Consider the following 22,073-nt stretch of genomic DNA (forward strand, 5'->3'; position numbering starts at 1 on the left):
AAAATATGGCTATCAATTTACAAAAAGGACAACGAATTTCACTCAAAAAAGAAGCACCCAGTTTAACGCGATTAATGTGCGGTTTAGGTTGGGATGTCGTTGATCGCTCCCGAGGTTTAAACTCCATGTTTAAAGCCGATTATGACCTCGATGCTTCGGTTTTATGTTTGGATGAAAATGAGAAACTCAAAGGTAACTCAAATGTGGTTTATTTTGGCAACTTAAGTCATCAATCGGGTGCGATTACGCATTTAGGAGATAACTTAACTGGTGCTGGAGAAGGAGATGACGAACAAATTATTGTTGATCTACCGAAGATTCCTCCAGAGATTGCCAAGTTGATTTTTGTGGTCAATCTCTATGATGCTGTCAAGCGTAAACATGATTTTGGACAAGTCGAAAATGCCTTTGTGCGTCTAGTTAACCTTGATAATAATCAAGAAATTGCCCGTTATACCCTTTCGGGGAATGACTATCAAGGGAAGACTAGTATGATTCTTGCTGAAGTCTATCGACACAATGACGAGTGGAAAATGGCTGCTGTCGGGAATGGGGTAGAATTAAATGGCTTACAAGAAGTGGTTAATTATTACTTGTAAGGCTTTGGTCTTGATGTAACACGAAAACCCGTAGTATGATTTCAGTTCGTCGGTGGTGGAGTCAGTATGGTTCACAAATTATCTTAGTCGGATTACTGTTGCTCATTGCAGGAATGATTCGACAAACGCGAGCTGTCCCCATTTACGAGTTATATTATTGGCTAACACGCCCCATCGAAACAGCGCAAACCCATCAAAAACAAGAACTGACTAATGCTCGGATTCGAGAACTCGAACAGCGAGTAGAGGAATTAGAACAACAAAACCAGCGCTTACAAGAACTTTCTGGGTATGTTGAAAATCATCCTCGCTCCTTAAAAACGGCTCCGATTATTGGTCGCAGTGCTGATCATTGGTGGCAACAAATTACCATTGGTCTTGGCAGCAATGAGGGGGTAAAGGAAGGAGATATTGTCACCGCTCTCGGCGGATTAGTGGGTCGTGTGCAAACCGTTACCCCTCACTCTAGCCTCGTGTTACTTATTAGTGACCCCAACAGTCGAGTAGGGGTGATTATTAGTCGAAGCCGAGATATGGGGTTTATTCGTGGGGAAGGAGAACGGAAAGTGGTGATGCGTTTTTTTGAAAAGTTGCCGGATGTGAAAGTGGGAGATGCCGTCATGACTTCTCCCGCGAGTCGTTTATTTCCACCCGGCATTCCTGTGGGAACAATTACTGCTCTCAATTTAGATCAAGCCCCAGCACCAGAAGCAACCATCACCTTAAACGTTCCCATGGAAGAGTTGGAATGGGTGTTTGTCCAGTCCAAAACCACTCATCAACAAGAGAAGCGTTAGATTAATTATTATTTCCCTGAATCATTTGTTGGACTTCCTTTCTCAGTTGTGGATCTTGACGAACTGCACTTAAAATTTGCTGAAAGCGAGTGACTTCTAGACCTTGCGCTTCTACAGCTTCTTTCATTTGAGATTGCGTATCGCGCTGGATCTGAGCCAGTTGTTGCGTTGCACTCTTAAACTTTTCCATCTCTGCTTCTGAGGCATCACTTTCAATTTCGGGATTGCGTTGGGCTTGTAAGATTTCTCGGAATCTCTGTTTGCTTAATCCTTCTCCATCAATGGCTGCACTAATTTCATCTCTTGATTCTATTTGAATTGATCGCATTTCTGACATGGCAGCAGCAAACTTTTCCAGTTCTTGCTGATTCACTTCCAGATCGGAAGATTGCTTGACTTCAACAGGGGCTGCTTGCGCGGGAGAAGCAGCTAAAGCGGGAGTGGATAAACTTAAGAACAGAGCAAGACTAGCGCTACTAAGGCATAAGGATTTTAGCATTGAGGTTTCTCCTGATTGAGTGTTTAAATGGCGGATTGAAACCCTTCTAACGGAATTTCAGTTCCAATTTTGTCCCTATCCTAACAGCAACACTTTTTAACGCAGACGTTGGTAACGCATTCCAGGGGCTTGGCTGATTAAACCCAATAATTCCAGTTGTAAAAGTCCAGCCGAGACTTGGTTTGCTTCTTTTTGCACCGTTTGCACGATGACATCAAAGGCTGTGGGTTCGGGCGCGATCGCGCTTAATAATTCTTTTAAATCTGGGGCAATATCGGGTAGAGGTGCTGGCGTTTCTTCAAATAAATCCAGTTGAGGCATTGTTCCCAGCATTTCTAATAAATGCCCTTCACCCAAAATAACATTTGCCCCATGATTCAATAAGCCTAAACACCCGATCGCGTTTTGATTTTCTAACGACCCTGGTAAGACATAAACATCGCGCCCAAACTCATTGGCATATTTCGCGGTAATCAAAGCACCTGATTTTTCTGGGGCTTCTGTGACAATCACAGCACGAGATAAACCAGCAACAATGCGATTGCGGGCGGGAAAGTTTCCGCGATCAGGCTTGGTCCCAATGGGATATTCTGTTAGTATGATTCCTTGTTGTTCAATTTTTTGATACAGTTGACGGTTTTCTTGGGGATAGGTGATATCTAAGCCTGTTCCTAACACCGCGAGAGTACGTCCCTTTGCATCTAAACAACTCTGATGCGCGATCGCGTCAATGCCCGCAGCTAATCCTGAAACAATTGTATAACCGTGTTTAACTAAAGCGGTTGTCAGTTTTTTCGTCCATTTGCGCCCGTAATCGCTCGGCGATCGCGTGCCGACAATACTGATTAACGGTTGTGTTCCCTGCATTTCCGCAGCGTTAATTTTCCCCCGATAATAAAGGATCGCTGGTGGCGTGGGGGTTTCTAGCAGTAAACGGGGATAGTCACTATCGGCTGGAGTTAAGAAAGGGGGATGATTTGCCTCATGTTCAGCAAGGATTTTTTCTGGGGTAATGCGCGATCGCTGCTCAAGAATTTGCTGCAGGTTTTTCTTACCAATCCCCGCAACCGTTTGCAGTTCACTCGGACTCGCCTTCCAAGCGGTTTCTAAATTGGAAAACTGCTGTCGCAAGCGTTGGAGTGTCACCGCACCCACCCCTGAAATCTGCGACCAAGCCAACCAATACGCCCGTTCTGATGTCATTTTGATCCCAACTACTGACCACAGCAGCGATCGTAACCCAGACTATCCAGAATTAGGTCACTGACTGCATTAGCAATGGCAAACTCCCCATAAAAACTCTTACTAAAATCAAAGGCTTGCATTTCAGTAATAATTGCTACCACCAAAGACCCTAAGTCATTTTCTCCTTCTAGGCGTTGGCGGACAAAAATCTGCGCTGCTTGTTGGGCAATATCATCATTAACCCGTTCGGGGATAAATTCTTCATCCAACCATTTTTTGAGGGCAACTTGGAGCCATTCGCGCTCCTGTTCTGGGTTTTCCATAGCAGGGAGGGTAATGGGTTTAACGGGATCACTCATAGTTACTGGCTCTAGAAAAATAGTTTAATGATATTTTAAAGGTTTGATCTGAAAATTGTCTGTTACTCGCGAGAGAATAAGGTGAAACCAAGGGCAACTGGAATCATCATACAACAAGCATAGAGTCCCGATTGATAAGAGCCAAAGGTTTCTTTAAATAACGCTAATAAGGAAGGTCCGATCGCGCTGCCAATCACTAAACTGGTCATCTGCATCCCGCCGATCGCACCTAAATAAGCCCGTCCAAACAAACGCGGTAAAGCAATTGTGGTTAACGTCGCAAAGAAACCACCACTCGCCCCTAACCCCAGAATGCCAATAATTCGCCAAGGGAGAAGGTTTAAGTGAGCCATTCCCACAAAGCCTAACAATTGCAGCAGCAATAACGTCACAACCAGCCACTTTAAACGGACGCGATCTGAAATCACCCCAACTAAAAAACCTGTAATCGTCGCTAAAATGCCAATGGGTAGGAATAAACTCACCGCTTGCTGTTCTGTGAGTCCGCCTTGTGTGCCTAAATCCACTAAGTTAAACGTAATTCCAGTGACGGTTAAAGAATGAATAGAAAGAGCAAGGGTAACACTCCAAAATTCAAGGGTTTTAATCGCCTGTGACGCATTGAGTTCCCCCACTTTTGCCACATTGGGCGTTGATGCTTGCTGATTAGAACTTTCTTTGCTTTCAGGAGGTGTTCCATCCATGGTCAGCCCACAGACCTCGGGATGATCCCGATAGAAAAGCCACCCGAGCAAGGTCATCCCCAAGCCAACCGTCACCGCTAAACCCAACCAACCCCCACGCCAACCTAAACCTCGAATCCAAAAACTGAGGAGTAACGGTGCAGCAGAAAAGCCAAAAGAAATAAACACATTTGCTATCCCAGAGACGAATCCGCGACGACGGTCAAACCATTTGCCTAACATCGTCCGACTGACGAGGGTGAGAATCCCTTGTCCTGTGAAACGGAGGGCAATAAATCCCACTGCCATCACCCCTAAGCCAATGAGAGACCGATCAATTGCTGGTAGGGAATCATTGAGGAGCGCGATCGTATAGTCACAGAGGCTTAAATAAACTAAGGTCAGTCCTAACCCGATTGAGGCTAACATCACCGTCAATCGCGCCCCAAAACGGTCAATGAGCCTTCCGCCGAGGGGAAGTAAGAAGCCACTGCCTAACGTGCCAATGAGATACGCTGAACTCAGTTGAACCCGAGATAGCCCTGTTGCTTCTATAACAGGATCGGTAAAGACACTAACCCCTGCAGTTTGTCCAGGAATGCTGAATAATGTCCCAACAGTGGCAAAAACAGCAATCACCCAGCCATAAAAGAAGGGAAAGCGCTTTGGTGAAATCGGAAAATTGGGATCAAAGGCGGTTTTGAGAAACGGAAAACGAGATAATTTCAATGAGTTATTGGTTCTTGGTTTTTAGTTCGTTGTTGTTTGGTCACTGGTCAAGGTTACTCCCCATATTCTTGGAGAAACGCAAGAAAATCGGTTAAGGCTCTTCCGTTGGATTCACTGGCTTCGAGTTGATACCGTATTTGGAGAATATACCATCGATTTTGGATTCGAGCACGGCGAGCTGCTCGTTCTCTTTCTTCAGCTGCTCGTTCTCTTTCTTCAGCTGCTCGGTTTCTTTCTCGATCTGCTGCGCGATTGAGCTTCGCTCACCGCCGAAGGCGATCGCGCTGTATTTCTCGGTATCTTCTTTCAACTCTTTCATTCTCTGCTCGTGTTTCTTCTTCGCTTCTTCTTCTTTCTTCTGCGCTTCTTCTCGCTTCATCTTCAGCCAAGCGATTTGTTTCTCGGTTTCGACGGTTCCACTCAACGCCGAAATTAACCACTGCCACCATGAGGGCTGCCACGGTGAGTCGGTTACTCCAGAGTCTGGGTTCGGTGATTTGTCCGAGGATTGTGAAATCTTGTTCATCATAAAAACGTAAAAAGGCAACGGCAATGGTCAGGAGAGTTAACAGGGTTCCGGGAAGGAGAGAAAGAAAGTTAATCAATATAGAAACGTATCTTTGTTATTGCTTATTAGTTATTCGTTATTTGGAAAGTCATCAAAGAACAAGGAACAAAGAACAAAGAACAAAAATTAAGAATGTACCTCATGAGAGTAAACACTGCTATGGTCAAGACTCAAACCGTTCAATCACTCCCCCCCCAAGGACAACATCGCCATCATAAAGGACAGCAGCTTGACCAGGTGTTACACCAAATTGAGGGTCTTCAAAAATCAGTTTGACACGCCCAGTTTCTAAAGGAACAATGCTCACTGTCGCAGGACGAGAGCGATAGCGAATTTGCACTTCTGCTTGAATGGGGGCTTCTGGCTCTGGAATGGATAACCAGTTGATATGTCCCACTGTGCATTCTTTTTGAGTTCCACTGTCACGATTCCCCACCACTACTTGATTCATCACTGGATCAAGTTTAATCACATAGAGGGGTTCTGGTGCAGAAATGCCTAAACCTTTTCGTTGTCCGATGGTGTAATGATGAATGCCATCATGATGCCCTAAAACTTTTCCCGCTTCGTTGACAATTTCTCCTTGTTTTTGGTTGATATGTTGGTCTAAAAACTGACGCATAGAACCATGGGCTTCTACTAAACATAAATCTTGGCTTTCGGGTTTCGCAGCCGTTTTTAAGTTGTATTCTTGGGCAATTTGGCGAGTTTCCGATTTTTCTTTTTCACCAAGGGGGAAAATGGTGTGCGCTAATAAATCTTGGGGTAAATCGTAGAGGAAATAAGATTGATCTTTTGCGCGATCGCGCGCCCGCAGTAATTGATAATGCCCCGATTCAGAATTATATTCAATCCGTGCATAATGTCCAGTAGCAACACAATCAATGCCTAAATTTTCTCGCGCATAAGTCAACATCGGCGAGAATTTCACTGTTTTATTGCACTGGGAGCAGGGTAAGGGGGTAATTCCAGATTCATAGCCTGACACCAGATAATTGAGAACATTATTTTCAAACTGTTCCCGACTATCGACAATATGATGAGGAATGCCTAACTGTTCACAAATAAACGCAGCATCCACCATCCCTTCTGAACAGCATTGACCTTTTCCTTTCATAAGCCACAGCGTTAATCCTTCCACCGCATATCCTTGGTGGTGCAAGATTGCAGCAGCAGTTGAACTATCAACGCCTCCTGATAAACCAACAACAACTTTTTTTGTCATCATTCAATCACGGGTTTGAAATCCTGTTGTTTACGACGTTAAGGACAGGGGTGGAAATCCCTGTGGTGTAAGGATTACACAATTTTAACCGACCAGTTCAGGTCGCACTTCTAGCCACTTCCTTACCCCCTAGGCTAGCACTGTTACTTGCCAATTGTTATCATTCCGAAAGATGCTCTCCTCACCCCCCCCCTGTCCATTTTGCAAATGCCGATTCTGAACTCGCTATGCTAAAAGCACTCAACTGTTTTGGACGTTCTTTGCTGGTTTTCAATTCTCTCTTACTGCTCAGTACTAGCAGTACAACAGCACAAACTTTACCGCCCCCACCGACCGCACAAGACGTTTATCAATTCAACGCCCCTAATCATCCTAACAGTCAGACCCTATTTCGGGTACAAATTTATGGAAACAGTGAACAATTATTATCCTTAGTGCGTCGCGTAGAGCCCGACGCATTTGTTCCCGAAGGAAAAAACATTATTCAAGCGGGACTCTTTTCCGATGCCATCAATGCCCGAGAATTAGTCCAATCTTTATCAGAACAAGGTATTACTGCTGATATTATTGAAGTGGCAAAACCTCGAAATGTCTCTTCTCAAGCTAACCCCTCCTCGCGAGAATACATTTCTCTTTCTACTCCCACAGAAACTGAAACTTCTGTTAGAGATCATCAAAATTCTGTCCCTGAAAAACCCGAGTTTATTCCCCTCGCCGTAGAAACGACACCTCCAACTCCCGAAGCAGAGAGGAAAACAAGCACCCGAAGCTATTATGTCGTTATTCCCACTCGTGAGAAAAACTTATCGGAAACCGCCCAAGCCGTAGCAGCAGCAGGGGTCAATCAAGACCTGATTTGGGAACGGAATGCACCGCGAGGGACTCATGTTGCAGTGGGACCGTTTTCTCATCGGGCGCAAGCGAGTCGCTGGAGTAGTCAACTGGAAACTGAAGGTTTAAATGCAAGAGTGTATTTTGGTCCATGAGTGAAAAACAATTTGCCCCCGCGACACAGCGCAATCGCGATCCCATCCTAGAGCTTTTACAGCAAGTGTTACCCCCACAAGGGACAGTCTTAGAAATTGCCAGTGGAACGGGAGAACACGCCGTTTATTTTGCCCCTCAGTTGCGTCCGCGTCAGTGGCTCCCCTCAGAACCGAATCCGATCTTGCAAGAGAGTATTCGGGCTTGGCAAGAAGAATTTCCCTGTGATGTTCTTTCACCTCCGATCACGATTGATGTGATGGAAAAAGATTGGGTCCAAGACTTGTCTGGGCAACAGTTTTGCGCTTTGGTTGCCATTAATTTAATTCATATTGCCCCTTGGCAAGCCTGTGTAGGCTTAATGGCAGGAGGAGAACAGTTGCTGCCCAGTGGGGGAATTTTATATCTATATGGTCCATTTAAGCAGGGTGGTGAACACACTGCCGACAGTAATGCTGCTTTTGATCAAAGTTTGCAACAACAAAATCCCCAGTGGGGAGTTCGGAATTTAGAAACTGTGGTTTCTCTGGCTCAGAAACATAAACTAGAATTACAAGAAGTTGTTGCGATGCCGACAAATAATTTGTCCCTTGTCTTTCGACACTTGTAATTGTTCGGATTTCTTGTTAAGTTAGCTTTTGCTTGTTGGTTCTAGTTCCTATGCTTTCTCTTCTTGCCTTTCAATTTCAATCTCCAGGGCCGATTCTTGTTGAGTTAGGGCCGATTACGATTCGCTGGTATGGTTTACTGATTGCCAGTGCGGTTATTATTGGCGTTTTTTTATCTCAATATTTAGCGCAAAAACGGAATATTAATCCTGACTTGTTAGGAGATCTATCAATTTGGCTGGTGTTAGCAGCAATTCCTGGGGCAAGACTTTATTATGTTGCTTTTGAATGGGAAAAATATGCTCAACGTCCAGAGGCGATTATTGCCATTTGGCAAGGGGGAATTGCAATTCATGGGGCAATTATTGGCGGCGCGATCGCTGCTTTAATTTTTGCCAGAATTAATCGGATTTCTTTTTGGCAATTAGCCGATTTAGTCAGTCCGTCTTTAATTTTAGGGCAAGCCATTGGACGCTGGGGGAATTTCTTTAATTCGGAAGCGTTTGGGACACCCACTGCTCTGCCTTGGAAACTATATATTCCTCCTGCTAATCGTCCCCCTCAATATGCAGAGGAAGCCTTTTTTCATCCCACTTTTCTCTATGAATCAATGTGGAATTTAGGGGTGTTTGCTTTGTTGATTTATCTCTTTTTCTGGGGATTGAAACACCCCAATCGCTATCGCGTCGGAACCCTTGCATTTGTTTATATGGCAGCGTATAGCTGCGGTCGAATTTGGATTGAAGGCTTACGAACCGATAGTTTAATGTTAGGCTCAATTCAAGTTGCCCAACTGATTAGTTTGTTTGGAATTATCGTTGGGATTTTTGGCTTAATCTGGCTCTATCAAATGAGACATTCTCTGCCAGATGTTGTCTCTAAACAAAAAACAATCAATAACGAATAAATCAAGATCAATTATGCTCAAACCTGCGGTTTATATTGTTGGGGCTGGTCCAGGTGACCCTGAGTTACTGACGATTAAAGCAAAGAAAATTTTAGATCAAGCGGATGTTATTTTATATGCCAATTCTTTAGTGCCCAAGCAAGTATTAAAGGATGTTCGCGCTGATGCAAAATTAATCCCGACGGGAAGTAAAACCTTAGAAGATATTGTTCCGTTGATGATTGAAAAAGTTCGGAACAATCAATCAGTGGTGCGTCTTCATTCGGGAGATTTAACGCTTTATAGTGCCATCCATGAACAAATGCAAGCGTTAGCAGAAGCAAATGTTCCTGTGGAATTAATCCCTGGAATTAGTGCCTTTCAGGATGCAGCAGCGAAGTTGGGAGTCGAATTAACGGTTCCAGGGCTGGTGCAGACCATTATTTTAGCGCGAATTAGCGGACGGGCCTCCTCGGTACCAGAAGCGGAAGAATTAGCCTCTCTGGCTGCTCATAAGGCGAGTTTAGCTCTCTATTTAGCAGCCCGTCATGTGGAAAATGCACAAGCCAAGTTATTAGAATATTATCCCGAAGATACGCCTGTTGCCATTTGCTATCGTCTGGGTTGGGAAGATGAGAAAATTCGGGTTGTTCCCCTGAAGGAAATGGCAGAAATCTCTCGCAAGGAAGATTTAATTCGGACAACTATGTATCTAATCAGTCCGGCTTTAGCTGGAAAACAAGTGGCAGCGCGATCTCAACTCTATCATCCAGAACACTCCCATCTGTTCCGACAAAGCAAACAATCGAGGAGCGACCTTCATTCAGTATAAGATTGAGGTCATTCCAGAGGGATCAAAATTGGAAAAATCTTGACTTTCAAACTCCCTTGGGGCGAAAGGGATAGCTTGAGCAGAGAAGGCTGCTGTTGCTAAAAGGATTTTTGTGACTAGGAAGCCTCTAGCTTGATGGGGATAAAAAATACATAAAAAGACTATTTCGTATAATTTTTGTCATAAATCTTAGCATTCATAGACCTAGAATTGAAGCATAATCGCCATCAGGAGGATGAATAATGAGTTTAGTCAGTGGTGTTGAGATTTATGCTCTAGACTCCATCCAAGGGGGAATGTCTCAATTTTATACTCCGCAAGCCAGCAATGAAACCATGCTGGTGGAGATTCCTGCCAATAGCGTTGATGATTTATTTGTGCATCATTTCCAAACGGATCAGTTATTAGTGGTACGGGGTGCGTTTATTCTGGTGGTCTTACAAAACCGTCAATATCAATATATTCATTTGCGCGATCGCTGCCCGCAAGTGGTCAAGATTCCCCCCGGAATTCCCCATACTGCTATTAATCCCTACTCGGAAAAGTGTGTTTTAGTGAACGCCGTCTTGAGGCACGGTCAACCGCACCCGAAAGACTATCAGCCCTTACCCCCCCCATTTCCCTATAACCTTGATTGGGTGCAAAAAGAAGTTTGCAGAGCCTAGTTGAAATTAGACACTTGATCAAAATGCCTTAAAATTAAAGCACCAAGGACAAGTGGTGTCTTAATTTAACAGGTGACTATGCCCTTACTGATTTTGGTTGCGGAGGATGATCCCGGAATTCAACTTGCCGTACAAGACTATTTAGAACTTTTAGGTTACAGTGTGATCACTGCTAAAAATGGTGATGAAGCACTCGAGCAACTCGAAAAATATCATCCTCATTTGATTGTCGCGGATATCAAAATGCCAAAAAAGGATGGGTTTGAATTGATTCAAACGGTGAGAGAGCGTCCCGAGTTCCGCCTTTTACCCGTCATTTTTCTAACCGAACGAGGGACAACTGCCGATCGCGTGCGAGGTTATCAAGCAGGCTGTGATGTCTATCTGCCTAAGCCCTTTGAAATGGAGGAGTTGGGGGCGGTGATTCAGAATCTGTTAGCGCGATCGCAGATGGCTCAATCCGAACAAGCCTTTCACTCTCCCTCCCATCCAGCGTCATTACCAGAAGAAGACCAAGAGGATTTCCATTTTACCCAACGGGAAACCGATGTTTTAGAACTTTTAACCCAAGGGCTATCTAATACGGAAATGGGACACCAGTTACATTTGAGTCCCCGAACTGTGGAAAAATATGTCAGTAGCCTTTTAAGGAAGACTGAAACCAATAATCGCGCGGAATTGGTCAGTTTTGCTTTGAAACACCACCTAATCCCCTAAATGATTGCAGACCTAATTTATTCTTACTCTCCCCGCCAAGCTGGAACGCTAATTAAACGTTATAAACGCTTTCTCGCTGATATTAAACTGTCATCAGGAGAAGTGATTACCGCCCATTGTCCCAATACTGGCCCCATGATAGGGGTTTCTACCCCGGGTAGCCCTGTGCTTGTCTCTTACAGCGATAATCCTAAGCGCAAACACGCCTATACTTGGGAAGCCATTCAAGTGAATGATACTGTTCCCACTTGGGTCGGGATTAATACTAGCTTACCGAATCGGGTGATTAAATCAGCTTTAGAGAATCATCTTTTACCAGATCTCGCCCATCGTTATGAAACAGTTCGTCCAGAAGTGCGCTATGGGAAAGATCACAAAAGTCGGATTGATTTTTTATTAACGGGAAAAGAAGATCGACCGATTTATTTAGAGGTAAAAAATGTCACTTGGGCAAAAGAAACAAACGCTCTTTTTCCAGATACAGTGACCACTCGCGGTCAAAAACATTTGCGAGAGTTGATGGCTTTATTACCAGAAGCGCATCCCATTATGTTGTACTTTATTAATCGCGGTGACTGTACTCATTTTAGTGTAGGGGAAACGGCTGATCCAAAATATGCGGAACTTTTAGCAGCAGCCATCGAAAAAGGGGTAGAAGTTCTTCCCTATCGCTTTGAAAATGCAACGGAAGGGATTAGGTTTTTAGGGAAAGCAGAATTAGTCAGTAGTCATTAGTCATTAGTCATTGATAAAAAATGGTAAAATCTGGCTACAGAAATTTTGAGACTTAACTGATGTTTATAAAATCAATGCTTAAACGATTGCTTACTTTAACCCTTGTCGTGATGATTAGTGTGGTGGGCTTAGCTGGCTGTAGCGGTGCTGATACGGGTTTAACAGGAAATTATCGTCAAGATACTCTCACTGTATTGGAAACCCTACGGACAACCTTAGAAATTTCAGTAGATGATCCCAATCGGGAAGAAATCCGTGCCAAAGCCCGTGAGCAACTTAATGATTATGCAGCCCGTTATCGTCGCGATGAAGAAGTTGCTGGACTGCGCTCTTTTACCACCATGCAAACGGCTCTTAATGCCTTAGCTAACTATTATACGTCCGCTTATGCCACACGCCCCATTCCGCAAAGAGTGAAGGATCGGGTGTCTCAGGAGTTTGCACAAGTGGAACGGGCGTTACGACGAGAAGAAGCCTAGTGCAGCACTTCTGGGATTGTTGAAGTAGATTCTTAATTTTTGTTATTGGTTATTGGTTCTTGGGGACACGAGTGATAGTCAAACTATGAACCAAGAACCAATTATAGAAGTCGCCGTAAAACCAAACGGATATAAAAAGGATTGCTTTCATGTACAACCAATCGCATTCGTTCATCTCCCCGTATAGTCTATTGCGACTGCTTTTATTGGTAATTTTGACGGCGAGTTTAGTCATAGGTACTCATTCTTTCTTACCCGTTCGTGCTGCACAAAGCAATAATTATTGTCGATTTGACGATCGCGCGATCGCGCAAAAAGATCAACTCCGTAACCAAGCCTTTAAGGGCAATGGGAATGCAGAAACACAATATCAACAGTTAATTCAACGCCACGGCGAACAACTGATCAACTGTCGAGATCAAGCTTGGCCCTCTACACAAGCGATTTGGTTAAGACTTTATCCCTGCGATACTTTACCAGGAAGAGTCGAAGAAATCTTAGACCACATTGTTGATTCTGGATATAACGAGGTCTATTTAGAAGTTTTTTATAGTGGACAGGTGTTATTACCCGCCAGTGAAAATAGGACGGCTTGGGATTCTGTTTTGCGTTCGCCTTCGGTCAGAGATCGGGATTTACTGGCGGAGGCGATTGCCAAAGGGCATGAACGAAACTTAAAAGTTTATGCTTGGCTATTTAGTCTCAATTTCGGCTATACTTATGCCCAACGCAGCGATCGCGCTGAGGTGTTGGCTCGTAATGGTTATGGGGAAACCAATCTTTCTAATGAAAGTGAAGACGAAAAAGCATTTGTCGATCCCTACAACCCACAAGCCAGACGGGACTATCTGCAAATGTTATCAGAAGTCTTAAAGCGTCAACCCGACGGGGTGCTATTTGACTATATTCGTTATCCCCGTAGCACAGGGACTGAATCGGTGGTATCAGGAGTTAAAAACCTTTGGATCTATAGCGATGCAGCTTTGAATACTCTCTTCAATCGCGCCTTGAATGACAAAGGACAGTTTTTGATTCAACAGTTTGTCAAACAAGGCTATATCACCGCCAATGATGTGAGAACCGTCGATGGGATTGAACCCAAAGAAACCCCCCCTTTATGGCAAGGACGGAATGTTGATCCAGCAGAAAGTGAGATGAGTTTAGAGGCGCGTCAAACCTTACTCCAAGAACAATTATGGTATTTAAGTGTGGCTCATGCAGCGCAAGGGGTGATTGATTTTCTGACGTTAGTAACCGATCAAGTGCAAACCCAAGGGATTCCCAGTGGTGCGGTATTTTTCCCGGATGCGAATCGCGTTGTCGGACAACAAGGGTTTGATTCGAGGTTACAACCGTGGACAAGATTTAATCAATTAGAACAATGGCATCCCATGTCCTATGCGGTGTGTGGTCGAGCAAATTGTATTGTGGATTTAGTTCGGCGGACGATCAGTGTTGCGGATTCAGAGTTGGAAGTTGTCCCTGCTTTAGCTGGAATATGGGGAAGGGTTTATAAAGACCGTCCCCCATTAGAAGTGCAAATGGAAGCGATTCGGCGCAGAGTGCCACAAATTAAAGGGGTAAGTCATTTTGCTTACTCTTGGCAGTTTCCCCAGCGCGATCGCGATCGTAAATTCTGTTCTTTAGGTAATAATTAATTTGGTTTTCTCTATGAAACGACCGCTTGCGATCGTGTTTGCAGGATTCGTCACGGGTTGCAATCCCTTGGCTCAACAGAACCAATCTCAAGGTAAAAAGGGAAAGGTAAGGGATGACTTGGTTTTGGAATTTCGATCTGTCAAACACCTGAATGAGTAGCACTATAGATCAAACTCAGCGAATCAATTATGGATGAGTGGATTATTTACAAAGAGTTTTCTTTTGAAGCAGCCCATCAATTATTTCATCATGAGGGAAAATGTCGTCGTTTACATGGACATAGCTGGGTGGGGAGAGTTTATCTCAAAGCACAGCATCTCATCACAGAAGGGTCACAACAAGGAATGTTGATGGACTATGGTGAAATTAAAAAGTATATTCAGCCTTTATTAGACGAATATCTAGATCATTACTATCTCAATGAAAGCACTGGCTTAACGAACCCCACCAGTGAAGAAATTGCAAAATGGATTTTTGAAAAATTAGAAGCAGCGGGTCTTCCTCATCTCTATGCAGTAGAAATTCAAGAAACCTGCACCTCAGGATGTCGATATACAAAATCTCATGATTGAATTCATTAAAAACTCCCCAGGCAGGATTCGAACCTGCGACTAATCGGTTAACAGCCGACCGCTCTACCGCTGAGCTACTGAGGATTGTGTGTTTCGCTTTTTCAGCAACAGTTATACATTATAAACATAGCTTTCTAGACTTGGCAAGGGGTTACTGAAATTTTTTTTCTCACCGCAATGAACCCACAACTTGCTAGACTGTTGTAACGGACTTTTGGACGGCTCTCTCATGGTAAGTTTTCTTTTAGAAGTTGGCACGGAAGAACTCCCCGCAGATTTTGTTGAAAGCGCGATCGCGCAATGGGAAACCAAGATTCCCAAGACGCTACAAGAACAGTTTTTAACCCCCGAAACGATTAACGTTTACGGGACACCCCGCCGTTTAGCAGTGGTCATCACAGGCTTACCCGACAAACAAGCCGATCGCGAGGAAGAAATCAAAGGCCCCCCCGCCAGCGCAGCCTTCAAAGATGGAGAACCCACGAAAGCAGCCCAAGGTTTCGCCAAAAAACAAGGGGTCGCCCTCGAAGACCTAGAAATTCGCCCAACGGAGAAGGGAGACTTCGTTTTTATCAAAAAAGTCATCACAGGTCGCAAAACTGCCGAGATTTTGCAGGAATTGACCCCAGATTGGATTTTTAACCTTGAAGGAAAACGGTTTATGCGCTGGGGTGACGGCGATTTGCGCTTTCCCCGTCCGATTCGCTGGTTAGTCACCCGATTAGATGAACAAGTGCTACCCGTAGCCCTAGAAAATGGATCAGAGACGATTCAAGGGAGTAACTTATCTTGGGGTCATCGGGTGTTATCTCCCCGAGAAATTGCCATTCCCCATCCAGAAAAGTATGTGGAGACTTTAGCCGAGGCCAAAATTACCGTTGACCCCGAAGTCAGAAAACGCGCGATCGCGCAACAAGTCCAAACTGAAGCCCAGGCAAAAGGTGGATACGCAGATTTAAATCAAGACTTACTCAGTGAAGTAACAAACTTAGTCGAGTTTCCCTTTGTCGTCACTGGCAAATTTGATGACGAGTTTCTCGATCTTCCCCCAGAAGTCATCACCACCGAAATGATTAGCCACCAGCGCTACTTCCCCGTCTGGAAAGATGAAACCGCCCGAGAATTGCTGCCTTACTTTATTACCGCAGCCAATGGCGACCCCAATAAAGCCGAGATCATTACTCGCGGAAATGAACGAGTGATTCGCGCCCGTTTAGCCGATGGTCAATTCTTCTACAACGCCGATCTCAGTAAACCCCTTGCGGACTATGTTCCCCAACTCGATACTGTAACCTTCCAAGAAAAACTCGGATCAGTGGGCGACAAAGCCAAACGCATTCAAGAGTATGCCAGTTGGGTATCACAACAGCTACAGGTATCAGAAACCGAACAAACACAAATTCAAAGGGCTGCACAACTGTGCAAAGCTGACCTTGTCACCCAAATGGTCGGTGAATTTCCTGAATTACAGGGAATTATGGGAGAAAAATATGCCCGTGCTAGCCATGAAGACGAAGCTGTTGCAACTGCAATTTCTCAACATTATCTTCCAAAAGGGGCAGATGATGATCTTCCTGATCACAGTGTTGCTCAAGTCGTTGCCATCAGCGATCGCGCGGACACTCTCGTCAGTATTTTTGGCTTAGGAATGATTCCCAGTGGCTCATCGGATCCCTTTGCCCTTCGTCGCGCAGCCAATGGTATCGTGAGTATTATTTGGGGTCATAATCTTCCTTTAAATCTCCAGCAACTCATCAAACAAGGCGTTGATCACTTTATTCAAACCTTTGGGGAAAGTGAACACACTAAAACTTTACTCTCCCAACTCCAAGACTTCTTCTTGCAGCGGATACGTACCCTCTTAGCCGAGAAAAATATTGATTATGACCTGATCAATGCTGTTTTAGGCGAAAACGATGAAGAATACACTCAACGGGCGCTAACTGCTGTTTTAGATGTCCAAGCGAGGGCACAATTCCTGCAAGAGATTCGAGATAATCAAGTCTTAGACACAATTTACGAAACCGTCAACCGTTCCACTCGTTTAGCAGAAAAAGGAAACCTTGACACGCAAACCCTTAATCCTGAAGGAGTGGTTAATCCTGACTTATTTGAACAAAACTCAGAAAAAGCCTTTTATGAAGCATTAATCAAACTACTTCCCAAAACCCAAGCGAGTTTTGAAAACCGCAACTATCAGCAGTTAGTCGATGGTTTAGCCGCAATTACACCCACCGTCAGCACCTTCTTTGATGGGGAAGATAGCGTGCTAGTGATGGCAGAAGATCCAGCCATTCAGCAAAATCGTCTTTCCTTATTGGGATTATTGCGAAATCATGCCCGAGTTTTAGCCGACTTTGGACAAATTGTTAAATCAAATTAAAGTAATTCCTGGACTAGCGAGGGACATTCTCAACCAATGACGAATGACTAACCCATCAAGACCCTAAAACAAAGGCTTGGATATATAAACTGTAAACCAAGCCAATTTTAAACGTATTCATGACTTCAATTAACCCCGATCTTTGTTCATTCTGTTCCAAATTTTGCCGATAGACAAACCAACTCAGCACCTCAGTTAAAATCAGCAAGAGTGCAGCAACAATAATATCTAAACGTCCATTTTGACCAGCACTGGTAACAATGGCAATTCCCATAAAAATTCCGAGGAGTAAACTAATTAATAAAGAAGTAATTTTGCGCCAAGGATTAACAAAAAACTGGCGCACTTGACTGGATAAGTTGCTGAATAATAAATTTAAGCGGGTCTTCTGCATCGTTAAATTTAAAGACTTTTATCTATAATAGTATCGGGTTAGGAATGATACTTTCTCTAACCGTCAATTTAATTTTAATCCGATCAATCACCATGCAACTAATTGAAACCATCCGCATGGCAACTGCGACCCTCACCGCCAATAAACTCCGTAGTAGCCTGACAATGCTAGGAATTATTATTGGCAATGCCTCTGTTATTGCTATGGTAGGTATTGGACAGGGCGCACAAGAACTGGCAAAAAGTGAGTTTCAATCCTTGGGTCCTAATACATTATTTGTGACACCAGGGTCTCGGGAAGAACGCCAAACCACCTTTGATGCACCGAAAACACTGGTTTATGAAGATGCCAAGGCGATCGCGGAACAAGTTCCGACGGTTGAAGCAGTTGCCCCTCAAATTACCAGTAATGAAGTGATTACCTATCGAGATAAAAACAGTAGTGATTCGGTGTTTGGAGTGACACCAGAATTTCTAGGTGTACGCAGTTTTGAGGTGGCAAAAGGTCGTTTCATCCGCGAGACAGATTTGGCAAAAAATAGTCGGGTGGTTGCCTTAGGGGCTGATATTGCCAATCAATTTTTTGGTTTAGAGAATCCAATTGGTAAGCAAATTCGGATTAAAAACTCTAGCTTTAAAGTCATTGGGGTCATGAAACCCAAAGGTGCTTTTTTAGGCAATAACCAAGATGATACGGTTTATATTCCCCTCACAACAATGGCGAATCAAATTGTTGGCAGTCGCTCCGTTTATGGGATTAACTTAACCTTTATTTCCGTTTCAGCAAAAGATGAAAGTAGTATTCGGGCTGCTCAATTTCAAATCCAAAACTTACTACGACTGCGACATAAAATTACTGGCGAGGACGACTTTAGCGTACAAACTCAACAAGATGTTCTGAATATTGTCGGAACCGTCACTGGTGGCTTAACAGCGATGCTGGCAGCGATCGCGGGAATTTCACTTTTAGTAGGGGGGATTGGGGTCATGAATATTATGCTCGTTTCTGTATCTGAACGCACCCAAGAAATTGGACTCCGTAAAGCTCTAGGCGCACGAGAAAAAGATATCCTCACGCAATTTTTAATTGAAGCCACAATTCTTGCTGTCTTAGGAGGTTTTTTTGGGACAATCGTTGGTGGAGGAATTGTCATCCTAGCGGGAATGACCTCACCCTTACCTGCTCAAATTTCTGTTGCTGCGGTAATTGTTGCTGTGAGTGTTTCTGCTGGTATTGGCTTATCCTTTGGGGTAATTCCCGCTCGTCAAGCGGCTAAGCTAGATCCCATTGTTGCTCTCAGAAGTGCTTAAAAGTCATAAATCATTAACAATTCGATGTCGAAATAGTTATTCCCTCTTGAACCTGACTTTCCCAAGGCTGACCATCCATTGCCATTTTTTCTACTGAACTGGCTAAACGAAGGGCTTTCAGGGCTTGTTCGCCACCAACAGAGGGCTGGTTTCCTCCTCGCACACAACTCACAAAATGCTCTAATTCGGCGTGGAGGGGTTCAATCTTGCTAGTATAAACTTTTTCAATCAGTCCATCTTGACGATATAACACTTGTCCGTAATTGGTCGTATAATCGGCAGTGGTTTGGCGATGAATGAGAATTTCATTATTTAAGAAATCTGCTTCAATTAAGGCATTTTTACAATGGGCAGAAATATTCCTGATTTTACGGTGAGTAATTTTGCTTGCAGTTAACGTCGCGATCGCGCCATTGGCAAACCCGAGAGTAGCAGTAACATAATCTAAATAACCCGAGTCTTCTGCTTTGGTTCCACTGGCGGTTAAATTAACCACTGGACTTGCTGTTAACTCTAACAATAAATCAATGTCGTGAATCATCAAATCGAGAACAACTGAGACATCGTTGCCTCGCTGGGAATAAGGACTCATGCGATGGGCTTCTACTGCCAATAACGCCTCAGTTTTCAAAACATTACTCAATTCTTGAAACGCAGGATTGAAGCGTTCAATATGTCCCACTTGTAAAATGCAGTTATTTTCTGCTGCTGCATTCACGAGCGATTCCGCTTCTTCAATACTCGCCGCGATCGGTTTTTCAATTAAAACATGAACTCCAGCCTTTAAGCACTGCAACCCCACTTGATAATGTAATCGTGTGGGAACCGCAATGCAAACCGCATCGACGCAAGCAAGCAAATCTTGATAATCTTCAAAAAAGCGTACCCGATACTTACTGGCGATATCCAAGCCACGGGTAACATTAATATCTGCAACCCCATACAACTCGACATCCTTCAGCAAACCCAAAACACGGGTATGATGCTGTCCCATATTCCCAACACCAATCACTCCCACTCGCAAGGCTTGATGATTTCCATTGCGAGACAAGTGGTTTGCCTCTAGTTCTCCTTGCGAAAACCCATTTTGATGACTCACGAGAAAAAATCCTCCACCACACAAATAACAAAAAACCTTCGTTTCTCTAGCAGAATAAACGGTTTACCCCAAATTAAGCAAAAATTCCGCCAAAAATGTAAAAAAATCTGCCAGAGGCATTATCCGTAAAGAAGATTAACGAATGTAAATAACCTGTGTCAGTTTTTTTGCCGTCCATTAATTGCGTATTCAACAGCGATCATAGATAATTGAAGGGACAAAACGGTGACCAGTGACCAGTTACCAGTGACCAAATAACAAATAACAAAAATGCTCAGAGCAGGAATTGTCGGACTCCCCAACGTCGGTAAATCAACCCTTTTTAACGCCCTTGTTGCCAATGCTAAGGCAGAAGCAGCTAATTTCCCTTTTTGTACGATTGAACCGAATGTGGGCGTAGTTGCAGTTCCTGATGAACGTTTAGAAGTCCTTGCTAAAATCTCTAATTCTCAGCGTATTGTTCCCACTCGTATCGAATTTGTGGACATTGCGGGGTTAGTGCAAGGAGCAAGTCAAGGAGAAGGGCTTGGTAACCAATTTCTGGCTAATATTCGGGAAGTGGATGCGATTGTTCATGTAGTCCGTTGTTTTGAAAATGACGATATTGTCCATGTTTCGGGTTCAGTTGATCCCGTTCGTGATATTGAAGTGATTAATTTAGAATTAGCGTTAGCGGACTTAGCCCAAATTGAAAAACGCATCGCTCGCACCCGTAAAGAAGCGAAGAAAAACAAAGACGCACAAGTAGAATTAGAACTATTAGAAAAACTGGCAGCAGCGATTAATGAAGGGAAAACGGCTCGTCAAGTAGAACTTACTGAAGATGAAGAAGACCTCATCAAACCCTTGGGTTTATTGACCAAAAAACCAATTATTTATGCCACAAATGTTTCAGAAGATGATCTCGCCACTGGTAATCAAGCCGTTGAACAAGTGCGAGAATTAGCAGCGAAAGAAAACTCGTCTGTGGTCGTCATTTCGGCACAAGTGGAGTCAGAATTAATTGAACTTTCTGATGAAGAAAAAGCAGACTTTTTAGAATCTTTAGGAGTAGAAGAAGGGGGGTTACAATCTCTAATTCGAGCCACCTATGATTTATTAGGACTTCGCACCTATCTCACCACAGGAGAAACCGAAACTCGGGCTTGGACGATTCGTGCTGGTATGAAAGCCCCCCAAGCTGCGGGTGTCATTCACTCAGATTTTGAACGCGGTTTTATTCGTGCTGAAACTATTAGTTATGAGAAATTAGCGGAAATCCAATCTTATGCAGCAGCGAGAGAAAAAGGTTTAATCCGTTCGGAAGGAAAAGATTATGTGGTGCAAGAAGGGGATGTGATTGAGTTTCGCTTTAATGTTTAAAAAATCATCACTCAAATGAAAATATAATCTTGCAAAAGTGCTGTTTCCTATGAAAATTTCGACTCCCATTCTCGAAAACGGTGATCGACTTTCCCGTCAGGAATTTGAGGAACGTTATCAGAAAATGCCTCACCTCAAAAAGGCAGAATTAATTGAAGGAAAAGTCTATATGGCATCCCCGCTTAGATTTGAACCTCATGCTGAACCGCACGCCAATTTAATCGGATGGCTTTGGAACTATAAAATTGCAACACCTGGGGTTCGTTTAGGGGATAATGCAACGATTAAGCTCGATTTAGATAATGAGCCTCAACCTGATGCCGTTTTACTTCTTGATTCTAACCGTGGCGGTCAAACTTCCATTGATGAAGCGGGTTACATTGTTGGTGCGCCAGAGATGGTTATTGAAATTGCAGCTAGTAGTGCTTCTATTGATCTCTATGAGAAAAAACAAGTTTATTGTCGTAATGGGGTTAAAGAATACCTAGTGTGGCGAGTAATGGAACAACAGTTGGATTGGTTTTACTTGCAACAAGGAAATTATCTATCTCTGACTCCCAATGAAAAGGGAATCATTGACAGCCAAGTTTTTCCAGGGCTACGGTTAAATCAAGTTGCCTTAATTGCTGGGGAAATGCAATCAGTCATGATGACGCTACAAGAGGGATTAACCAGCAGAGAACATCAAGACTTTTTGCAATGATCTGAAAACAAAGATGATCTAGTACAAAGAAGCAACTAATT

General features: G+C 43.7%; 24 protein-coding genes and 1 tRNA gene. 16 read left to right on the forward strand and 9 right to left on the reverse strand.

The window, feature by feature from the left end; all coding sequences use genetic code 11:
- Window positions 1-5: 5 nt before the first annotated feature.
- A complete protein-coding gene (locus tag PCC7418_RS11490) occupies window positions 6-599 on the forward strand; it encodes a TerD family protein (RefSeq protein ID WP_015226356.1) in 594 nt (197 codons plus the stop codon).
- A 35-nt stretch (window positions 600-634) separates the two neighbouring features.
- Window positions 635-1,396, forward strand: coding sequence for a rod shape-determining protein MreC (mreC, locus tag PCC7418_RS11495; protein ID WP_015226357.1), 762 nt, complete (start codon window positions 635-637; stop codon window positions 1,394-1,396).
- A gap of 1 nt (window position 1,397) precedes the next feature.
- On the opposite strand, the gene PCC7418_RS11500 is transcribed toward mreC, so the two are convergent.
- From PCC7418_RS11500 to mnmA, 6 genes are all read right to left on the reverse strand, one after another.
- Window positions 1,398-1,895 carry a DUF4168 domain-containing protein gene (locus PCC7418_RS11500; RefSeq protein WP_015226358.1) on the reverse strand — a complete coding sequence of 166 codons (498 nt, stop codon included), beginning with the start codon at window positions 1,893-1,895 and terminating at the stop codon, window positions 1,398-1,400.
- Window positions 1,896-1,991: 96 nt separating this feature from the next.
- Window positions 1,992-3,098: a DNA-processing protein DprA gene (gene dprA, locus PCC7418_RS11505; RefSeq protein WP_015226359.1), complete on the reverse strand. Its 1,107-nt coding sequence runs from the start codon at window positions 3,096-3,098 to the stop codon at window positions 1,992-1,994.
- An 11-nt stretch (window positions 3,099-3,109) separates the two neighbouring features.
- Window positions 3,110-3,439, reverse strand: a complete 330-nt coding sequence (locus PCC7418_RS11510; RefSeq protein WP_015226360.1) for a hypothetical protein — start codon at window positions 3,437-3,439, stop codon at window positions 3,110-3,112.
- A 62-nt stretch (window positions 3,440-3,501) separates the two neighbouring features.
- Window positions 3,502-4,851, reverse strand: coding sequence for a nitrate/nitrite transporter (locus tag PCC7418_RS11515; RefSeq protein WP_015226361.1), 1,350 nt, complete (start codon window positions 4,849-4,851; stop codon window positions 3,502-3,504).
- A gap of 91 nt (window positions 4,852-4,942) precedes the next feature.
- Window positions 4,943-5,380: a hypothetical protein gene (locus PCC7418_RS11520; RefSeq protein WP_041596245.1), complete on the reverse strand. Its 438-nt coding sequence runs from the start codon at window positions 5,378-5,380 to the stop codon at window positions 4,943-4,945.
- A gap of 202 nt (window positions 5,381-5,582) precedes the next feature.
- Window positions 5,583-6,644, reverse strand: coding sequence for a tRNA 2-thiouridine(34) synthase MnmA (gene mnmA, locus PCC7418_RS11525; protein WP_015226362.1), 1,062 nt, complete (start codon window positions 6,642-6,644; stop codon window positions 5,583-5,585).
- 227 nt (window positions 6,645-6,871) lie between these two features.
- On the opposite strand from mnmA, the gene PCC7418_RS11530 reads away from it, so the two are divergent.
- From PCC7418_RS11530 to queD, 10 genes are all read left to right on the forward strand, one after another.
- Window positions 6,872-7,630 carry an SPOR domain-containing protein gene (locus tag PCC7418_RS11530; RefSeq protein WP_015226363.1) on the forward strand — a complete coding sequence of 253 codons (759 nt, stop codon included), beginning with the start codon at window positions 6,872-6,874 and terminating at the stop codon, window positions 7,628-7,630.
- Complete coding sequence (locus tag PCC7418_RS11535) at window positions 7,627-8,238, forward strand: DUF938 domain-containing protein (RefSeq protein WP_015226364.1); 612 nt, start codon at window positions 7,627-7,629, stop codon at window positions 8,236-8,238. The genes PCC7418_RS11530 and PCC7418_RS11535 overlap by 4 nt, the downstream gene beginning before the upstream one ends.
- Window positions 8,239-8,288: 50 nt before the next feature.
- Complete coding sequence (lgt, locus tag PCC7418_RS11540) at window positions 8,289-9,143, forward strand: prolipoprotein diacylglyceryl transferase (RefSeq protein WP_015226365.1); 855 nt, start codon at window positions 8,289-8,291, stop codon at window positions 9,141-9,143.
- Between the two features lie 13 nt (window positions 9,144-9,156).
- Window positions 9,157-9,954: a precorrin-4 C(11)-methyltransferase gene (gene cobM, locus PCC7418_RS11545; RefSeq protein ID WP_015226366.1), complete on the forward strand. Its 798-nt coding sequence runs from the start codon at window positions 9,157-9,159 to the stop codon at window positions 9,952-9,954.
- A gap of 242 nt (window positions 9,955-10,196) precedes the next feature.
- Window positions 10,197-10,619 carry a hypothetical protein gene (locus PCC7418_RS11550; RefSeq protein ID WP_015226367.1) on the forward strand — a complete coding sequence of 141 codons (423 nt, stop codon included), beginning with the start codon at window positions 10,197-10,199 and terminating at the stop codon, window positions 10,617-10,619.
- Between the two features lie 78 nt (window positions 10,620-10,697).
- Window positions 10,698-11,336 carry a response regulator transcription factor gene (locus PCC7418_RS11555; protein ID WP_015226368.1) on the forward strand — a complete coding sequence of 213 codons (639 nt, stop codon included), beginning with the start codon at window positions 10,698-10,700 and terminating at the stop codon, window positions 11,334-11,336.
- Window positions 11,337-12,071 (forward strand): DNA/RNA nuclease SfsA, encoded by a 735-nt coding sequence (sfsA, locus tag PCC7418_RS11560; protein ID WP_015226369.1) that lies wholly within the window; start codon window positions 11,337-11,339, stop codon window positions 12,069-12,071.
- A 59-nt stretch (window positions 12,072-12,130) separates the two neighbouring features.
- Complete coding sequence (psb27, locus tag PCC7418_RS11565; protein WP_015226370.1) at window positions 12,131-12,550, forward strand: photosystem II protein Psb27; 420 nt, start codon at window positions 12,131-12,133, stop codon at window positions 12,548-12,550.
- A 191-nt stretch (window positions 12,551-12,741) separates the two neighbouring features.
- Entirely contained in the window at window positions 12,742-14,208 is a 1,467-nt protein-coding gene (locus tag PCC7418_RS11570; RefSeq protein ID WP_235620693.1) for a family 10 glycosylhydrolase, read from the forward strand.
- A 189-nt stretch (window positions 14,209-14,397) separates the two neighbouring features.
- Window positions 14,398-14,781: a 6-carboxytetrahydropterin synthase QueD gene (gene queD / locus PCC7418_RS11575; RefSeq protein ID WP_015226372.1), complete on the forward strand. Its 384-nt coding sequence runs from the start codon at window positions 14,398-14,400 to the stop codon at window positions 14,779-14,781.
- A gap of 12 nt (window positions 14,782-14,793) precedes the next feature.
- Here the strand turns inward: queD and PCC7418_RS11580 are convergent.
- Window positions 14,794-14,865: transfer RNA gene (locus PCC7418_RS11580), tRNA-Asn, on the reverse strand.
- A gap of 145 nt (window positions 14,866-15,010) precedes the next feature.
- Between PCC7418_RS11580 and glyS the strand changes: the two genes are divergently transcribed.
- On the forward strand, window positions 15,011-17,164 hold the full coding sequence (glyS, locus tag PCC7418_RS11585; RefSeq protein ID WP_015226373.1) for a glycine--tRNA ligase subunit beta: 2,154 nt from the start codon (window positions 15,011-15,013) through the stop codon (window positions 17,162-17,164).
- Window positions 17,165-17,219: 55 nt separating this feature from the next.
- Here the strand turns inward: glyS and PCC7418_RS11590 are convergent, their stop codons facing one another.
- A complete protein-coding gene (locus PCC7418_RS11590) occupies window positions 17,220-17,558 on the reverse strand; it encodes a DUF565 domain-containing protein (RefSeq protein ID WP_015226374.1) in 339 nt (112 codons plus the stop codon).
- Window positions 17,559-17,650: 92 nt separating this feature from the next.
- Between PCC7418_RS11590 and PCC7418_RS11595 the strand changes: the two genes are divergently transcribed.
- Complete coding sequence (locus PCC7418_RS11595; protein WP_041596246.1) at window positions 17,651-18,868, forward strand: ABC transporter permease; 1,218 nt, start codon at window positions 17,651-17,653, stop codon at window positions 18,866-18,868.
- 13 nt (window positions 18,869-18,881) lie between these two features.
- On the opposite strand, the gene PCC7418_RS11600 is transcribed toward PCC7418_RS11595, so the two are convergent.
- The gene (locus tag PCC7418_RS11600; RefSeq protein ID WP_041596627.1) at window positions 18,882-19,919 is read right to left on the reverse strand and encodes a Gfo/Idh/MocA family protein; all 1,038 of its coding nucleotides are present in this window, start codon (window positions 19,917-19,919) and stop codon (window positions 18,882-18,884) included.
- Between the two features lie 318 nt (window positions 19,920-20,237).
- On the opposite strand from PCC7418_RS11600, the gene ychF reads away from it, so the two are divergent.
- A complete protein-coding gene (gene ychF, locus PCC7418_RS11605; protein ID WP_015226377.1) occupies window positions 20,238-21,329 on the forward strand; it encodes a redox-regulated ATPase YchF in 1,092 nt (363 codons plus the stop codon).
- A gap of 49 nt (window positions 21,330-21,378) precedes the next feature.
- Complete coding sequence (locus PCC7418_RS11610) at window positions 21,379-22,032, forward strand: Uma2 family endonuclease (RefSeq protein ID WP_015226378.1); 654 nt, start codon at window positions 21,379-21,381, stop codon at window positions 22,030-22,032.
- Window positions 22,033-22,073 lie beyond the last annotated feature (41 nt).

The sequence above is a fragment of the Halothece sp. PCC 7418 genome, assembly GCF_000317635.1.
Taxonomy (GTDB): domain Bacteria; phylum Cyanobacteriota; class Cyanobacteriia; order Cyanobacteriales; family Rubidibacteraceae; genus Halothece.

Excerpts from the sequence above, each read along its gene's own strand:
- PCC7418_RS11490 (WP_015226356.1), top strand. The coding sequence starts at position 6 with ATGGCTATCAATTTACAAAAAGGACAACGAATTTCACTCAAAAAAGAA.
- mreC (WP_015226357.1), top strand. The coding sequence starts at position 635 with ATGATTTCAGTTCGTCGGTGGTGGAGTCAGTATGGTTCACAAATTATC.
- PCC7418_RS11500 (WP_015226358.1), bottom strand. The coding sequence starts at position 1,895 with ATGCTAAAATCCTTATGCCTTAGTAGCGCTAGTCTTGCTCTGTTCTTA.
- dprA (WP_015226359.1), bottom strand. The coding sequence starts at position 3,098 with ATGACATCAGAACGGGCGTATTGGTTGGCTTGGTCGCAGATTTCAGGG.
- PCC7418_RS11510 (WP_015226360.1), bottom strand. The coding sequence starts at position 3,439 with ATGAGTGATCCCGTTAAACCCATTACCCTCCCTGCTATGGAAAACCCA.
- PCC7418_RS11520 (WP_041596245.1), bottom strand. The coding sequence starts at position 5,380 with ATGATGAACAAGATTTCACAATCCTCGGACAAATCACCGAACCCAGAC.
- mnmA (WP_015226362.1), bottom strand. The coding sequence starts at position 6,644 with ATGACAAAAAAAGTTGTTGTTGGTTTATCAGGAGGCGTTGATAGTTCA.
- PCC7418_RS11530 (WP_015226363.1), top strand. The coding sequence starts at position 6,872 with ATGCTAAAAGCACTCAACTGTTTTGGACGTTCTTTGCTGGTTTTCAAT.
- PCC7418_RS11535 (WP_015226364.1), top strand. The coding sequence starts at position 7,627 with ATGAGTGAAAAACAATTTGCCCCCGCGACACAGCGCAATCGCGATCCC.
- lgt (WP_015226365.1), top strand. The coding sequence starts at position 8,289 with ATGCTTTCTCTTCTTGCCTTTCAATTTCAATCTCCAGGGCCGATTCTT.
- cobM (WP_015226366.1), top strand. The coding sequence starts at position 9,157 with ATGCTCAAACCTGCGGTTTATATTGTTGGGGCTGGTCCAGGTGACCCT.
- PCC7418_RS11550 (WP_015226367.1), top strand. The coding sequence starts at position 10,197 with ATGAGTTTAGTCAGTGGTGTTGAGATTTATGCTCTAGACTCCATCCAA.
- PCC7418_RS11555 (WP_015226368.1), top strand. The coding sequence starts at position 10,698 with ATGCCCTTACTGATTTTGGTTGCGGAGGATGATCCCGGAATTCAACTT.
- sfsA (WP_015226369.1), top strand. The coding sequence starts at position 11,337 with ATGATTGCAGACCTAATTTATTCTTACTCTCCCCGCCAAGCTGGAACG.
- psb27 (WP_015226370.1), top strand. The coding sequence starts at position 12,131 with ATGTTTATAAAATCAATGCTTAAACGATTGCTTACTTTAACCCTTGTC.
- queD (WP_015226372.1), top strand. The coding sequence starts at position 14,398 with ATGGATGAGTGGATTATTTACAAAGAGTTTTCTTTTGAAGCAGCCCAT.
- glyS (WP_015226373.1), top strand. The coding sequence starts at position 15,011 with ATGGTAAGTTTTCTTTTAGAAGTTGGCACGGAAGAACTCCCCGCAGAT.
- PCC7418_RS11590 (WP_015226374.1), bottom strand. The coding sequence starts at position 17,558 with ATGCAGAAGACCCGCTTAAATTTATTATTCAGCAACTTATCCAGTCAA.
- PCC7418_RS11595 (WP_041596246.1), top strand. The coding sequence starts at position 17,651 with ATGCAACTAATTGAAACCATCCGCATGGCAACTGCGACCCTCACCGCC.
- ychF (WP_015226377.1), top strand. The coding sequence starts at position 20,238 with ATGCTCAGAGCAGGAATTGTCGGACTCCCCAACGTCGGTAAATCAACC.
- PCC7418_RS11610 (WP_015226378.1), top strand. The coding sequence starts at position 21,379 with ATGAAAATTTCGACTCCCATTCTCGAAAACGGTGATCGACTTTCCCGT.